We start from the raw sequence: 13,121 nt of genomic DNA on the forward strand, positions 1-13,121 counted from the left end.
AACCTGATTCAAGGGAACCCATGCTCCTGCGCTACCTGGTCGTGCTGGCGACGGCGATTGCCATCTTTCTCGTCGGAGCCCTGCGGCCGGCCTATAACTTCGACATCGTCGGCTACGTGGCGACCGCCCACTACAAGCAGGGGCTGCGGGGCGAGGCGCTGGCGCAGCGTACCTACGCGGACGTGAGCGCCGAGATCGGCCCCGCCCGCCTGTCGGCGCTGCTCAACGGCCCCTACGGCGGCACGGTGCGCAGCGATCCGGTGTCGCTGGAGCAGCAACTGCCCTTCTATACGATCCGCCAGGGCTACGTCTGGCTGATGGAGCTCGCCCACAAGGCTGGCGTGGATTACGCCCGCTCGTCCTATCTCATCGCGGCCTTCTTCCAGGCCGTGTCGGTGCTGCTGCTGGGGCTGATCGCCGCGTCGGTCGGGGTGTCGCTGTGGGTGATCCCGGGCGTGGTCTTCCTCGCCAACTATGGTGAGCTCGCCCAGTTGTCGACGCCCGATGCGATGGCCTGCGCCTTCACCCTGGCGGCGACCCTGCTGGCGCTGCGACGCAGTCCGTGGGCCTGCCTGTTTGCAGTGGCGCTGCCGCTGGTACGCACGGATTTCGTGCTGTTCTCGGCGCTGCTGATGGGCGTGATGTTCCTGCAGGGGCGTCGCCTCGTCGCGGTGGGCGGGGTCGTTGCGGCGGTGGCGGCCTATGTGCTCAACAACAAGCTCAACGCGGGCTACAGCTATCTCACGGTGTTCCACTTCACGCTGATCGGCCTCGATCCCTACCCGGCAAAGCTGGTCGTCTCCACCAATCCCGCCGACTACCTCGCGGCCTACGGGCGGATGCTCAAGACCGTCGCCCGCAGCCCGCATGTGGTGATCTATTTCGTGGCGGCCTGCCTGGCGATCATCCACCGCAAGGCGCTGTTCGGATTGCTGAAGCGCGCCGGTGGGCGCGACGCCGATCGGGCTGCGCTCTACCTGCTCCTGCTGGTGCCGGCGGCTTTCGTGGTGGCGCACCTGCTGCTGTTGCCGATCTATACCGAACGCTATTTCGCCTATCCGGCGTCGCTGATCCTGCTGTGGGTGATCCTGATGATGTCCCGCAGCGGCGGCCTGCCGGCGGTGGGCGGAGAGGCTGCACGTTATTGATACAAAGCAGGGCGGCGGAACCGGCTCAACGCGCTAGAATGGAAGATTGGCAGCACCCCATTAGTTGAAGACGGAGTTTCCCGAGATGCCCCAGTATCGTTCCCGCACCTCCACCGCCGGTCGCAACATGGCCGGCGCCCGCGCCCTGTGGCGCGCCACCGGCATGAAGGACGGCGATTTCGAAAAGCCGATCATCGCCGTGGTCAACAGCTTCACCCAGTTCGTGCCGGGCCACGTGCACCTGAAGGATCTGGGCCAGCTTGTCGCGCGCGAGATCGAGGCCGCCGGCGGCGTCGCCAAGGAATTCAACACCATCGCCATCGATGACGGCATCGCCATGGGCCACGGCGGCATGCTGTACTCGCTGCCGTCCCGCGACCTGATCGCCGACAGCGTCGAGTACATGGCCAACGCCCACACCGCCGACGCGCTGGTGTGCATCTCCAACTGCGACAAGATCACCCCGGGCATGCTGATGGCCGCGCTGCGCCTCAACATCCCCGCGATCTTCGTCTCCGGCGGCCCGATGGAAGCCGGCAAGGTGAAGTGGGAAGCCAAGGTGATCTCGCTCGATCTGGTCGACGCGATGGTCAAGGCCGCCGACAGCAGCTGCTCCGACGAGGAAGTGGACGCCGTCGAGCGTTCCGCCTGTCCGACCTGTGGCTCCTGCTCCGGCATGTTCACCGCCAACTCCATGAACTGTCTGACCGAAGCCCTGGGGCTGTCGCTGCCCGGCAACGGCACGGTGGTCGCCACCCACGCCGACCGCGAGCGCCTGTTCAAGGAAGCCGGCCGCCGCATCGTCGACCTCGCCCGCCGTTACTACGAGCAGGACGACGCCTCGGTGCTGCCGCGTTCCATCGCCTCCTTCAAGGCCTTCGAGAACGCCATCAGCCTCGACGTGGCCATGGGTGGTTCCACCAACACCGTGCTGCACCTGCTGGCCGCGGCCAAGGAAGCCGGTGTCGATTTCACGATGAAGGACATCGACCGCATCTCCCGCAAGGTGCCGTGCCTGTGCAAGGTGGCGCCGGCGGTGGCCGACGTGCACATCGAAGACGTGCATCGCGCTGGCGGCATCATGGGCATCCTGGGCGAGCTGGCCCGCGCCGGCCTGCTCCACACCGATTTGCCCACCGTCCACAGCAAGACCATGGCCGAAGCGCTGTCCACCTGGGATGTGATGAAGGCCCACGACGCCGGCGTGTTCAACTTCTTCAAGGCGGCGCCGGGCGGCGTGCCCACGCAGGTGGCGTTCAGCCAGGATCGCCGCTGGAACGAGCTCGACCTCGACCGCAGCCACGGCGTGATCCGCGACAAGGCCCACGCCTTCAGCCAGGACGGCGGGCTCGCCGTGCTGTACGGCAACATCGCCGAGAAGGGCTGCATCGTGAAGACCGCCGGCGTGGATGAGTCCATCTGGACCTTCACCGGCCGCGCCCGCGTGTTCGAGAGCCAGGAAGACGCCGTGGCCGGCATTCTTGCCGACCAGATCGTCGCCGGTGACGTGGTGGTGATCCGCTACGAAGGCCCGAAGGGCGGCCCGGGCATGCAGGAGATGCTCTACCCGACCAGCTATCTCAAGTCGAAGGGCCTGGGCAAGAGCTGCGCGCTGCTCACCGACGGGCGCTTCTCGGGTGGCACCTCCGGCCTGTCCATCGGTCACGCCTCGCCCGAAGCCGCCTGTGGCGGTGCCATCGGTCTGGTGGAAGAAGGCGACACGATCGAGATCGACATCCCGAACCGTCGCATCAATCTGGCGGTGACCGACGACGTGCTCGCCGCCCGCCGGGCAGCCCAGGACGCCCGCGGCTGGAAGCCGGTGAGCCGCGAGCGCGCGGTGTCGGCTGCGCTGCAGGCTTACGCCGCGCTCACCACCAGCGCCGACACGGGTGCGGTTCGCGACGTCACCCAGATCCAGCGCTGATCCTCGCTGTTATCGCTGCAAGGAAAGCCCGGCCCCGCGCCGGGCTTTCTGCTTTTGCGGTGTGGATTTCGTCCTGATGCAGGCCGGATTTCCGAAGGATTGTGTCCAGTTGTGAAACGCTTCGTGGGTGCCAGGGAAATGTACGGGTAGACTCCGCCCACTTCCCGAATCCATCCCTCCATGAAGCATGGTTCTTGCGATTTTTCCTTGGCGTCGCTGCCGCTTGCGTCCGTGAACGACTGCCAGATCCGCGCGGTCACGGGGCGCGACGAATGGGAGCGGCTGTTTGCACGCCTGCCCGCGCCGGCGATCGTCCAGGCCTGGGGCTACGGCGAAGCCAAGGCGGCGGGCGGCTGGCGGGTGGAGCGGCTGGTCTTCGAGCAGGGCAGCCAGCCGGTGGCGATCTGCCAGGTGCTGGTGAAGCGTCTGCTGGGGCTGCCGGTGGCGGCGCGGATCAATCGCGGGCCGCAGTTTCTCGCGCTCCGGCCCCAGGAGGCGGAGGTGCGCGCCGTGTACGGGGCGCTGCGCAAGCGCTGGCGCTTCGGCCGGCGTGGCCTGCTGGTGCTGGCGCCGGGGCTCGGCGAATCGGACGCGCATCGCCAGTGGCTGCGGGAGGCCGGCTTCATCGCCCGCGGTACGGTGGGCTGGTGTTCGGCGGTGCTGGATCTGACCGAGGATGCCGCTACGCTGCGCAAGCGGCTGGCGCCCACCTGGCGCACCCAGCTCAACGGTGCCGAGCGGGGCGGGCTGGCGTTCGAAATCTCCGACAAGCCCTGCGCCTTCGACTGGATGCTCGACCGTCACCAGGAAAACATGCGCGACAAGGGCTTTGCCGGCACGTCGCCGGACTTCCTGCGGGCGCTGCGGGAGCGGGCGCCGGAGGATGTCTTCGTGTGCCGGGCGCTCCACGACGGCCAGCCCCTGGCCGGGATGATCGTGTTCCGCTTTGCCCGGAGTGCCGAGTATTTCGTCGGCTGGTTCGGCCCCGAAGCGCGCCAGAAGAAGGCCGGCAACTTTCTGATGTGGAACGCGGCCCTGGCCATGCAGGCCCGGGGCTGCGAGCGCTTCGACCTGGGCGGCTATTCGTCGTCCGACGGCTACGGTCGCTTCAAGCAGGGGCTGCGCGGCAGCGAGTACCGCCTGCTCGAGGAGTGGGTCGCGTTCTGATCGCGGCCCGGCCAAAGCACCTCAGTCGAACTTCTTCTCCATGAAGGTCGCGGCGCCCATCGCCGGATCGAGTTCGTAGGCCCGGAAGCCGAAGCCCACGTAGGCATCGTACGCGCCGCGGTTTCCCGTCAGCACTTCCAGCGTCAGCTTGCAGCACCCGCGCGCCCGCGCCACGGCCTCGGCGTGGGCCAGCAACTGGCCGGCAAAGCCGCGTCGGCGATAGTCCGCATGCACCACGATGTCGTGGATGTTGAGCAGCGGCCGGCCCGCAAACGTCGAAAACCCCTCCACGCAGTTGATCAGCCCCACCAGCTGCCGTGCGGCGCCGGCTTCCTCCAGATACCCCAGATGGCACAGCACCGTCGGCCGACGCCGGATTTCGTCCGGCAGGCGGGCGCGCAGTGCGTCGTCCATTGGCCGGCCGTTGCCGGTGGGGCCGCGCATGTAGTGGTCGAGAAGAAACAGGAAATCGGCTGTCTGCGCGGGGTCGTCGAAGTCGACGGGCTGGATGGTCAGGGTGGTCATCTGCGTGGGTGGGGCTGGTTAGTGGGTTTCCGATTGGCTGGTCAGCGGCTTGTCGGTCGATGCGGGCGGACGCCCTTCATGGCGCCGGCCTGGCGTTAAGTGCTTGCACCAAAAGCTGTTTTTACGGCGGCCCGGACTGGGCACGGAACTTGTTAATTCCCCTGATGGCGATGCGGCATTGTCGGCCCGGCAGTGTCGCAGCGGATCAGAAGATATCCGGGCGTGATGTTCCAGGAGGGGAGGGCTGACGTCCATGACCGAAACATTTTACGAGGTGCTGCGCCGGCAGGGGATTACCCGACGCAGTTTCATGAAGTTCTGCAGCCTGACGGCCACGTCGCTGGGGCTGGGTAGCGCCTTCGTGCCGAAGATCGCCCACGCGCTGGAGACCAAGCCGCGCACGCCGGTGATCTGGCTGCACGGGCTGGAGTGCACCTGCTGCTCCGAATCCTTCATCCGCTCGGCGCACCCGCTCACCAAGGACGTGGTGCTGTCGATGCTGTCCCTCGACTACGACGACACCCTGATGGCCGCCGCCGGCCACCAGGCCGAGGCGATCATCGAAGAGGTGAAGAAGAAGTACAAGGGCAATTACATCGTGGCGGTGGAGGGCAACCCGCCGCTCAACGAGGACGGCATGTTCTGCATCCACGGCGGTCGGCCGTTCGTGGAGGTGCTGAAGGAAACCTGCGCCGACGCCAAGGCGATCATCAGCTGGGGCGCCTGCGCGTCCTACGGCTGCGTGCAGGCCGCCAAGCCGAACCCGACCCGGGCGACCCCGGTGCATCAGGTCATCACCAACAAGCCGATCGTCCGCGTGCCCGGCTGCCCGCCGATCGCCGAGGTGATGACCGGCGTGGTCACCTACATGCTGACCTTCGACCGCATCCCCGAGCTCGACCGCCAGGGCCGGCCGAAGATGTTCTACGGCCAGCGCATCCACGACAAGTGCTACCGCCGCCCGCACTTCGACGCCGGCCAGTTCGTCGAGAACTGGGACGACGAGGCCGCGCGCAAGGGCTACTGCCTCTACAAGATGGGCTGCAAGGGCCCGACCACCTACAACGCCTGCTCGTCGATGCGCTGGAACGGCGGCGTGAGCTGGCCGGTGCAATCCGGCCACGGCTGCATCGGCTGCTCGGAAGACGGCTTCTGGGACAAGGGCAGCTTCTACGACCGGGTGACCGACATCCATCAGTTCGGCGTCGAGGCCAATGCCGACAAGATCGGCGCGACGGCTGCCGGCGCGGTGGGCGCGGCAGTGGCTGCCCACGCGGCGGTGACGGCGCTGGCGCGGGCCCGCTCGCAGCATGACGACAAGAATTCGGGAGACAAATGATGACGGTGCTGGAAACCCAGGGCTTCAAGCTCGACAACTCGGGCAAGCGCGTGGTGGTCGATCCGGTGTGCCGGATCGAGGGCCATCTGCGCGTCGAGGTGAACATCGACGAACATAATGTGATCCGCAACGCGGTATCGACCGGCACCATGTGGCGCGGGCTGGAGGTGATCCTGAAGGGCCGCGACCCGCGCGATGCGTGGGCCTTCACCGAGCGGATCTGCGGCGTGTGCACCGGCACCCACGCGCTCACCTCGGTGCGGGCGGTGGAAGACGCGCTGAACATCAAGATCCCCGAGAACGCCAACATCATCCGCAACCTGATGCAGCTGGCGCTCCAGATTCACGATCACCTGGTGCACTTCTACCACCTGCACGCGCTGGACTGGGTGGACGTGGTGTCGGCCCTGAAGGCCGATCCCAAGAAGACCTCCGAACTCGCCCAGAGCATCTCGGCCTGGCCGCTGTCGTCGCCGGGCTACTTCCGCGACGTGCAGAACCGCCTCAAGAAGTTCGTCGAATCCGGCCAGCTCGGCCCCTTCATGAACGGCTACTGGGGCAACCCGGCCTACCGGCTGCCGCCGGAAGCCAACCTGATGGCGGTCACCCACTACCTGGAAGCGCTGGATTTCCAGAAGGAGATCGTCAAGATCCACACCATCTTCGGCGGCAAGAACCCGCACCCGAACTGGCTGGTGGGCGGCGTGCCCTGCGCAATCAACATGGAAGGTGCGGGCGCGGTCGGCGCGATCAACATGGAGCGGCTCAACCTGATCTCCTCGATCATCGACCGCTGCATCGAGTTCATCGACATGGTGTACGTGCCGGATCTCGTCGCCATCGCCAGCTTCTACAAGGACTGGACCTACGGCGGCGGCCTGTCGAGCCAGTGCGTGCTGTCGTACGGCGACATCCCGGACGTGGCCAACGACTACTCCGCCAAGAACCTGCTGCTGCCCCGCGGCGCCATCATCAACGGCGACCTCACCAAGGTGCACGAGGTGGACCTGCGCGACCCCGAGCAGGTACAGGAACACGTGGCCCACAGCTGGTACAAGTACGCCGACGAAACCAAGGGCCTGCACCCCTGGGACGGTGTCACCGAACCCAACTTCGAGCTGGGCAAGGGCACCAAGGGCACCAAGACCAAGATCGAGAACCTGGACGAAGCCGGCAAGTATTCATGGATCAAGGCCCCGCGCTGGCGTGGCCACGCGATGGAGGTCGGCCCCCTGTCGCGCTACGTCATCGGCTACGCCCAGAACAACCCCGAGTTCAAGGAGCCGGTGGACAAGCTGCTGAAGGATCTCGGCCTGCCCCTCAAGGCGATCTTCTCGACCCTCGGTCGCACCGCGGCGCGGGGCCTGGAGGCTTCGTGGGCGGCGCACAAGTCGCGCTACTTCTTCGACAAGCTGATGGCCAACCTCAAGGCCGGCGATCTCTCCACCGCCAACATCGAAAAGTGGGACCCCTCCACCTGGCCGAAGGACGCCAAGGGTGTGGGCTTCACCGAGGCGCCACGCGGTGCGCTGGGCCACTGGATCCGCATCAAGGACACCCGCATCGACAACTACCAGGCGGTGGTGCCCACCACCTGGAACGGCGGTCCGCGGGACGCCAAGGGCCAGATCGGCGCCTTCGAGGCCTCGCTGATGGACACCCCGGTGGCCAAGGCCGACGAGCCGCTGGAAATCCTGCGCACCCTGCATTCCTTCGACCCGTGCATGGCTTGTTCGACCCATGTGCTGTCGCCGGACGGGCAGGAAATGGCGTCGATCAAGGTCCGCTGAACGGGAGGCCGTCATGCTTTCACAACAAGACATGCTGGAGGCCGAACGGCACGGCCGGCAGGTTCGTTCGATCTACGTGTACGAGGCGCCGGTGCGCCTGTGGCACTGGATCAACGCCCTGGCGATCGTCGTGCTGGCGGTGAGCGGCTACTTCATCGGCAAGCCGCTGCCGACGATGCCCGGCGAGGCGTCGGACAACTTCCTGATGGGCTACATCCGCTTCGCCCACTTTGCCGCGGCCTACATCTTCGCGGTGGGGCTGGTGGGGCGGGTGTATTGGGCCTTCGTCGGCAACCACCACGCCCGGCAGATCTTCAAGCTGCCGATCACCAACGGGCAGTGGTGGAACGAGGTGTTCTTCGAGCTGCGGTGGTACCTGTTCCTCGAGAAACACCCGAAGAAATACGTCGGCCACAACCCGATGGCCCAGCTGATGATGTTCTTCTTCTTCACCGTGCTGGCCTTCGGGATGCTCTTCACCGGCTTCGCGCTGTACAGCGAAGGCCTGGGGCTGGGCTCGTGGGCCGACCGCCTGTTCGGCTGGGTGCTGCCGCTGCTGGGGGGCTCGATGCAGACCCACAGCCTGCACCGGCTAGGCATGTGGATCATGATGAGCTTTGTGGTGATCCACGTGTATGCGGCGATCCGCGAAGACATCATGAGCCGCCAGAGCCTCATCTCGACGATGATCTCCGGCTGGCGGATGTTCAAGGACTGATCCAGCCGCCTGCAGGTGCTGCAAACAAAAATGGCCCGGTTTCGACCGGGCCATTTTTCTTGAACGACTACGCCGCGTCAGGCGATCGAGAACACGTAGATGAAGGACGCGGTGACCAGGATCAGCGCAGCGACGATGGCGCCGCCGGTGGCCAGGATCGAGGTGTAGCTGACGATGGCGAAGTGCCGGCCGCAGTTCTTGCAGCGGAAGTACTCGGTGAAGTTGATGCCGGCAAACTTGTGCGGATGCATCTTGGAGCGGCGCACGTTGCTGCTCTTGCAGTGGATGCAGTGGGGGGCCGCCGACTTGAACAGCTTGACCGCCCGGGCCGGCTTGCGCTTCTCGAGCACCTTCTTGCCCAGCTTGGCGGGCGGCAGGGATTCGGGCGGCATCTCGCTGTCCGGCGCGTCGGACTTGATCGTGGCGAGCTTGCTGTTGGCCTGGGCGCGGCGATACAGGAAGAACGCGAAGCCGCCCGAGATGAAGGCCACCAGGCCCACCAGGCCCACCTTCAGGAAGGGGCCGACGACGTGCCAGATGGCGGCGGGGTCGAGGGGCTGGGGCGCGGCAGGTGCGGCGCCCGGGGCCACACCGGGCGCTGCGCCGGCGGGGGCGGTCATGGCGGCACTGCCCGACGGGGATTGCCCGGCCGCGCCGCTGCGGATCTCCTTCAGCTTCTCGTGGCCATGCCAGGCTGCCTGCACGGGGCTCATGCCAGCGCGGGCCAGCAGCACCGCGTCGTCAAAGACGAAGCCGGCCTCCCACCAGGCCAGCCGGTCGGCCGGCGAGAAGCCCTCGCGCTTCCAGGCGGCCGGGTCGGAGTGGTCCATCTCGGACATCATCGAGCGGCTCTGGCGGGCCGAATCGCGCCACTGGCGGGCTTCATCGGCGTCGAAGCCCTTGTCCGACCAGGTGCGGGCGACGACCGGCTCGAAGCCGGCGGAGTGCCAGTTCATGCCTTCCTGGGGGTTGAAGCCGTAGTTCTGCCACTCCCGTGCCTCGACCGGCTTCATGCCGGTGTCTTCCCATCGGGTCACCTTCGGCGGCGCCGGCAGGCTCGTAGCGACGACGGCGGCGGCCGGGGTGCCGGGAGACGCGGCTTCGGCCTTGGGTTGGATGGGTTCGCCCACGGAGACGGCCAGGGCCGGAACCGGTGCGGCGAGCAGCGCGAGGGCCGAAATGGCCGGGAGAAGGTTTTTCATGGGCAGGAACGATAAATCAGCGCAGGCGAGAGCGGATTGTGAACTCATGCGGCGACGCGACAAAAGTCATATTTATCGAGACCCTGCAGAAATCCACTCAAAATTCATGGGATTTAACACTCGCGGCACTCAGGGCCTGAAATGTCGCATCAATGGCAATGTCGTGGGTGCCGGATTGCGCATCGGGTGAGAGGTGAGTTTGCATATTTCGGTTGTGCTGGAAACTTGCTTTTCGTTCCTCTTCTCCGGCTGTATGCCCGTCTGCGCTAAGGCCTTGTCCCATAAGCGGCTTCGTGCTCCCGGGCGCAGGGAAACCAGCCGGCACGGAACTTGATTGAAGTGACCACCTTCCCGTTTTCGGAAACGCCATGACCGGCCATCCTTCCATTCTCGTTCTGGGTATCGGCAACCTCCTGTGGGCCGACGAAGGCTTTGGCGTGCGCTGCGCCGAAGCCCTGGCCGAGCGCTTCGCGCTGCCGCCGCAGGTCACCGTGATGGACGGTGGCACCCAGGGCCTCTACCTGCTGCCTTACGTGGAGGAGGCGTGCCGCCTGCTGGTGTTCGACGCGGTGGATTACGGCGATGCGCCGGGCACCCTGCGCATCGTGCTGGGCGACGAGGTGCCCCGCTTTATGGGCGCCAAGAAGATGAGCCTGCACCAGACCGGCTTCCAGGAAGTGCTGGCCTCCGCCGAGCTCCTCGGTCGCCTGCCCGACGAGCTGGTGCTGATCGGCTGTCAGCCGGTCGAGCTGGAAGATTTTGGCGGCAGCCTGCGCGATGAAGTGAAGGCCCAGATCGGCCCGGCCCTCGACGTGGCCTGCGAATGGCTCACCCGCTGGGGCGCCGCGCCCGTGCCGCGCACGGATATCGGCCCGCGCCTCAATGCCGTCAGCCTGACCATGGACGCCTACGAAGCCGGCCGGCCCAGCGAGCGCGACGCCTGGCGCCTCGGCGACGCCCGTTTCATCCGGGAGGACTGAGCCGTGTGCCTCGGCATTCCCGTGCAGGTCATCGAAGCGTCCGGCTGGACGGCCCGCTGCCAGGGGCCGGACGGCGAGCAGACGATCGACCTGGTGCTGGTCGGCGAACAGCCGCCGGGCACCTGGCTGCTCACCTTTCTCGGCGCCGCTCGCGAAGTCATCGACGCGGAGCGCGCCCACGCCATCAACAACGCGCTGGCCGCCCTCGGCGCCGCGATGCGTGGCGACCAGGCCGGCATCGACGCCCTGTTCGCCGATCTGGTCGAGCGCACGCCGACCCTCCCCGCCCACCTCACGGAGCCCCAATGAGCGCCCAGTTCGCCCCGCCCCCGTCGTCCCTCGACAAGCTCGACGCCGCCCTCAAGCGCCTCGCCGAGCGCAACGGCTTTCTCCGCCTCGCCGACGAAGCCGCGCTGGATGCGGCCCTCGACGCCGACGGCCTCGCCGTGCTGCTCCTCACCGACGACCCCCAGCGCAGCCCCGAATCCCTCGACGTGGCCGTGGTGCTGCCCGAAGCCCTGCGCGCCATCGGCGTGACGGCCAGCGGCCTCGCCGCCGGCGCCGACCTGAGCCCGGCGCTGGCCCGCCGCTTCGGCGTCAATCGCTACCCGGCGGTGGTCGTGCTGCGGGATGGCGCCTATCTGGGCGTGATCTCCGGCATCCTCGACTGGAGCCCCTTCGTCACCGAGCTCGCGCGGATCAGCGCCCTGGCGCCCAGCCGTCCGCCCATTTCCATCGCCACCCAGGCCACCCGGAGCTGCGCATGAAACCCTTCCCGATCCCCGTGGTGCCCGTCGGCCCCGGCTCCCAGACCGACGAATCCCCCGAATACCTGGCCATGCCCAGCGGCATGAACACCTTCCGCGCCCCGCGCCTGCCCGAGACGATGAGCGACGCCGATCTCGCCCGCGCCGCCGACATCCTCGACCAACTGCTCGCCGACATGCGCGCCCGGCCCCTGGGCGCTGCCCAGCCGGCGGCTGTCGATCTGGCGGCCGAGCCCCGTGGCGTGCGCGACCTGCTCACCGAATCCCTCGGTTTTGGTGAAGTGTCCGCCTTCACCCTGGCGCCCACCCGCATCCGCGTGCAGGAGACCGCCTTCGCCGCCCTGTGGCGGGTGCTGGAGGAGGGCGCCGACGGCCGCATCGTCGCCGATAGGCTCGAAGCCAGCCCGGTGCCGGCCGAGCTCTACGCCGCCATGCGCGCCACCACCCTGCCGGCCCTCACGCCGCCGCCGCTCACCGCCGGGATGATGAACGGCGAGGCGCTGCTCGCCGAAGTCCAGCAGCAGTCTGCCCGCCACGTGGCCGGCCAGGCCGCCCACGTCATCAACCTCACCCTGCTGCCGGTCAGCGAGGCCGATCTGGACTACCTCTACGGCGCCCTCGGCCACCGGGACGTGTCGATGCTCTCCCGCGGCTACGGCAACTGCCGCGTCACCAGCACCCGGCTCGCCAACGTGTGGTGGGTGCAGTACTTCAACAGCATGGACACCCTGATCCTCAACACCATCGAGGTGGTGGACATGCCCGACGTGGTGCTGGCCGCCGACGAGGACTACGCCGACACCATCGAGCGCCTCGGCGAATACATCGCCATGCTGCGGGAAAGCTGACGATGTTCGAAGGTTCCTTCCTGGGCGATGGCGAAAAGCTCGCCGACGACGACCGGCTCGAGTGCGGCATCTGCTGGCAGGTGTACGACCCGGCCACGGGTGACGCCCACTGGGGCATTCCGGCCGGCACGCCCTTCGCGCAGCTGCCCGAGCACTGGCGCTGCCCCAACTGCGACGCCCCGCGCCACAAGTTCATGGTGCTGAAGGACTGACCCGTGCCCGCCCAGCCCACCGCCGCCCAGCTCGCGGCCCGCATCGAAGCCCACTACCGCGCCGTGGCCGCCGGCCCGATGGCCGACGTGCCCCTGTGCAACCCGCGCCTGTCGGTGCGCGTCGCCCGACTGGTGGAGTGGGACGGCGTGCGCGTGGCCGCGCTGGTGATGCCCTGGGCGATCAACCTGCTGATCCTGCCCGGCAGCGCGCCCTGGCAGGCGGCCGAATCCCTCGCCACGACCCGCTGGCACTTTCCCAGCGGCGACTACGACTTCGTCTACGGCACCGACGTGGGCTTCGGGCCCTATCAGGTGTGCTCGCTGTTCTCGCCGGCGCTGGAGTTCGACGCGATGGAGACCGCCTGCGACACCGCCTCGGCGGCCCTCATCGCGCTGCTGCAGGCGCCGGTCGAGCCGGTTGCGGCCCGGCCGGACGCCGACGTCTCCGGCCGCCGCCGCTGGCTCTTCGGGCGCCACGCGGCATGACCGTCGCCGTCC

At 67.4% G+C, this 13,121-nt stretch carries 14 protein-coding genes; 12 read left to right on the forward strand and 2 right to left on the reverse strand.

Features of this window, described 5'->3' with window-relative positions; all coding sequences use genetic code 11:
* Window positions 1-20 precede the first annotated feature (20 nt).
* From QQK25_RS17275 to QQK25_RS17285, 3 genes are all read left to right on the forward strand, one after another.
* Window positions 21-1,148: a hypothetical protein gene (locus QQK25_RS17275; protein WP_284189048.1), complete on the forward strand. Its 1,128-nt coding sequence runs from the start codon at window positions 21-23 to the stop codon at window positions 1,146-1,148.
* A gap of 85 nt (window positions 1,149-1,233) precedes the next feature.
* Window positions 1,234-3,075, forward strand: coding sequence for a dihydroxy-acid dehydratase (ilvD, locus tag QQK25_RS17280; RefSeq protein WP_284189049.1), 1,842 nt, complete (start codon window positions 1,234-1,236; stop codon window positions 3,073-3,075).
* Between the two features lie 231 nt (window positions 3,076-3,306).
* Window positions 3,307-4,242, forward strand: a complete 936-nt coding sequence (locus QQK25_RS17285) for a lipid II:glycine glycyltransferase FemX (RefSeq protein WP_284189050.1) — start codon at window positions 3,307-3,309, stop codon at window positions 4,240-4,242.
* A gap of 21 nt (window positions 4,243-4,263) precedes the next feature.
* Here the strand turns inward: QQK25_RS17285 and QQK25_RS17290 are convergent, their stop codons facing one another.
* On the reverse strand, window positions 4,264-4,767 hold the full coding sequence (locus QQK25_RS17290) for a GNAT family N-acetyltransferase (RefSeq protein ID WP_284189051.1): 504 nt from the start codon (window positions 4,765-4,767) through the stop codon (window positions 4,264-4,266).
* A gap of 253 nt (window positions 4,768-5,020) precedes the next feature.
* On the opposite strand from QQK25_RS17290, the gene QQK25_RS17295 reads away from it, so the two are divergent.
* From QQK25_RS17295 to cybH, 3 genes are read left to right on the forward strand one after another with little or no spacing between them, the layout of a single operon-like run.
* On the forward strand, window positions 5,021-6,106 hold the full coding sequence (locus QQK25_RS17295) for a hydrogenase small subunit (protein WP_153162120.1): 1,086 nt from the start codon (window positions 5,021-5,023) through the stop codon (window positions 6,104-6,106).
* On the forward strand, window positions 6,103-7,896 hold the full coding sequence (locus QQK25_RS17300) for a nickel-dependent hydrogenase large subunit (RefSeq protein WP_284189052.1): 1,794 nt from the start codon (window positions 6,103-6,105) through the stop codon (window positions 7,894-7,896). Before QQK25_RS17295 ends, QQK25_RS17300 begins: the two co-directional genes overlap by 4 nt.
* A gap of 13 nt (window positions 7,897-7,909) precedes the next feature.
* Entirely contained in the window at window positions 7,910-8,614 is a 705-nt protein-coding gene (cybH, locus tag QQK25_RS17305; protein WP_284189053.1) for a Ni/Fe-hydrogenase, b-type cytochrome subunit, read from the forward strand.
* Window positions 8,615-8,691: 77 nt separating this feature from the next.
* Here cybH and QQK25_RS17310 read toward each other — a convergent pair whose 3' ends face one another.
* Complete coding sequence (locus QQK25_RS17310) at window positions 8,692-9,816, reverse strand: hypothetical protein (RefSeq protein ID WP_284189054.1); 1,125 nt, start codon at window positions 9,814-9,816, stop codon at window positions 8,692-8,694.
* Window positions 9,817-10,184: 368 nt separating this feature from the next.
* Here QQK25_RS17310 and QQK25_RS17315 point away from each other — a divergent pair, with 368 nt between their 5' ends.
* Genes QQK25_RS17315 through hybE form a run of 6 tightly spaced genes read left to right on the forward strand, consistent with a single transcriptional unit; the run spans window position 10,185 to window position 13,109 of the window.
* The gene (locus tag QQK25_RS17315; protein ID WP_284189055.1) at window positions 10,185-10,796 is read left to right on the forward strand and encodes a HyaD/HybD family hydrogenase maturation endopeptidase; all 612 of its coding nucleotides are present in this window, start codon (window positions 10,185-10,187) and stop codon (window positions 10,794-10,796) included.
* Window positions 10,797-10,799: 3 nt separating this feature from the next.
* Window positions 10,800-11,105, forward strand: a complete 306-nt coding sequence (locus QQK25_RS17320) for a HypC/HybG/HupF family hydrogenase formation chaperone (RefSeq protein WP_153162125.1) — start codon at window positions 10,800-10,802, stop codon at window positions 11,103-11,105.
* On the forward strand, window positions 11,102-11,563 hold the full coding sequence (locus tag QQK25_RS17325) for a thioredoxin domain-containing protein (protein ID WP_284189056.1): 462 nt from the start codon (window positions 11,102-11,104) through the stop codon (window positions 11,561-11,563). Before QQK25_RS17320 ends, QQK25_RS17325 begins: the two co-directional genes overlap by 4 nt.
* Window positions 11,560-12,411, forward strand: coding sequence for a hydrogenase expression/formation protein (locus QQK25_RS17330; RefSeq protein WP_284189057.1), 852 nt, complete (start codon window positions 11,560-11,562; stop codon window positions 12,409-12,411). Before QQK25_RS17325 ends, QQK25_RS17330 begins: the two co-directional genes overlap by 4 nt.
* A gap of 2 nt (window positions 12,412-12,413) precedes the next feature.
* Window positions 12,414-12,623 carry a rubredoxin gene (locus QQK25_RS17335; RefSeq protein WP_284189058.1) on the forward strand — a complete coding sequence of 70 codons (210 nt, stop codon included), beginning with the start codon at window positions 12,414-12,416 and terminating at the stop codon, window positions 12,621-12,623.
* Between the two features lie 3 nt (window positions 12,624-12,626).
* Window positions 12,627-13,109, forward strand: coding sequence for a [NiFe]-hydrogenase assembly chaperone HybE (gene hybE, locus QQK25_RS17340; protein WP_284189059.1), 483 nt, complete (start codon window positions 12,627-12,629; stop codon window positions 13,107-13,109).
* Window positions 13,110-13,121 lie beyond the last annotated feature (12 nt).

Origin of the sequence: Zoogloea oryzae, assembly GCF_030161255.1 — a bacterium.
Lineage (GTDB): Bacteria > Pseudomonadota > Gammaproteobacteria > Burkholderiales > Rhodocyclaceae > Zoogloea > Zoogloea oryzae.

What these genes read in the sequence shown, in the direction of transcription:
- QQK25_RS17310 (WP_284189054.1), bottom strand. Translation starts at nt 9,816, where the DNA reads ATGAAAAACCTTCTCCCGGCCATTTCGGCCCTCGCGCTGCTCGCCGCA.
- QQK25_RS17290 (WP_284189051.1), bottom strand. Translation starts at nt 4,767, where the DNA reads ATGACCACCCTGACCATCCAGCCCGTCGACTTCGACGACCCCGCGCAG.
- ilvD (WP_284189049.1), top strand. Translation starts at nt 1,234, where the DNA reads ATGCCCCAGTATCGTTCCCGCACCTCCACCGCCGGTCGCAACATGGCC.
- QQK25_RS17315 (WP_284189055.1), top strand. Translation starts at nt 10,185, where the DNA reads ATGACCGGCCATCCTTCCATTCTCGTTCTGGGTATCGGCAACCTCCTG.
- QQK25_RS17335 (WP_284189058.1), top strand. Translation starts at nt 12,414, where the DNA reads ATGTTCGAAGGTTCCTTCCTGGGCGATGGCGAAAAGCTCGCCGACGAC.
- QQK25_RS17330 (WP_284189057.1), top strand. Translation starts at nt 11,560, where the DNA reads ATGAAACCCTTCCCGATCCCCGTGGTGCCCGTCGGCCCCGGCTCCCAG.
- QQK25_RS17275 (WP_284189048.1), top strand. Translation starts at nt 21, where the DNA reads ATGCTCCTGCGCTACCTGGTCGTGCTGGCGACGGCGATTGCCATCTTT.
- cybH (WP_284189053.1), top strand. Translation starts at nt 7,910, where the DNA reads ATGCTTTCACAACAAGACATGCTGGAGGCCGAACGGCACGGCCGGCAG.
- QQK25_RS17300 (WP_284189052.1), top strand. Translation starts at nt 6,103, where the DNA reads ATGATGACGGTGCTGGAAACCCAGGGCTTCAAGCTCGACAACTCGGGC.
- QQK25_RS17295 (WP_153162120.1), top strand. Translation starts at nt 5,021, where the DNA reads ATGACCGAAACATTTTACGAGGTGCTGCGCCGGCAGGGGATTACCCGA.
- QQK25_RS17325 (WP_284189056.1), top strand. Translation starts at nt 11,102, where the DNA reads ATGAGCGCCCAGTTCGCCCCGCCCCCGTCGTCCCTCGACAAGCTCGAC.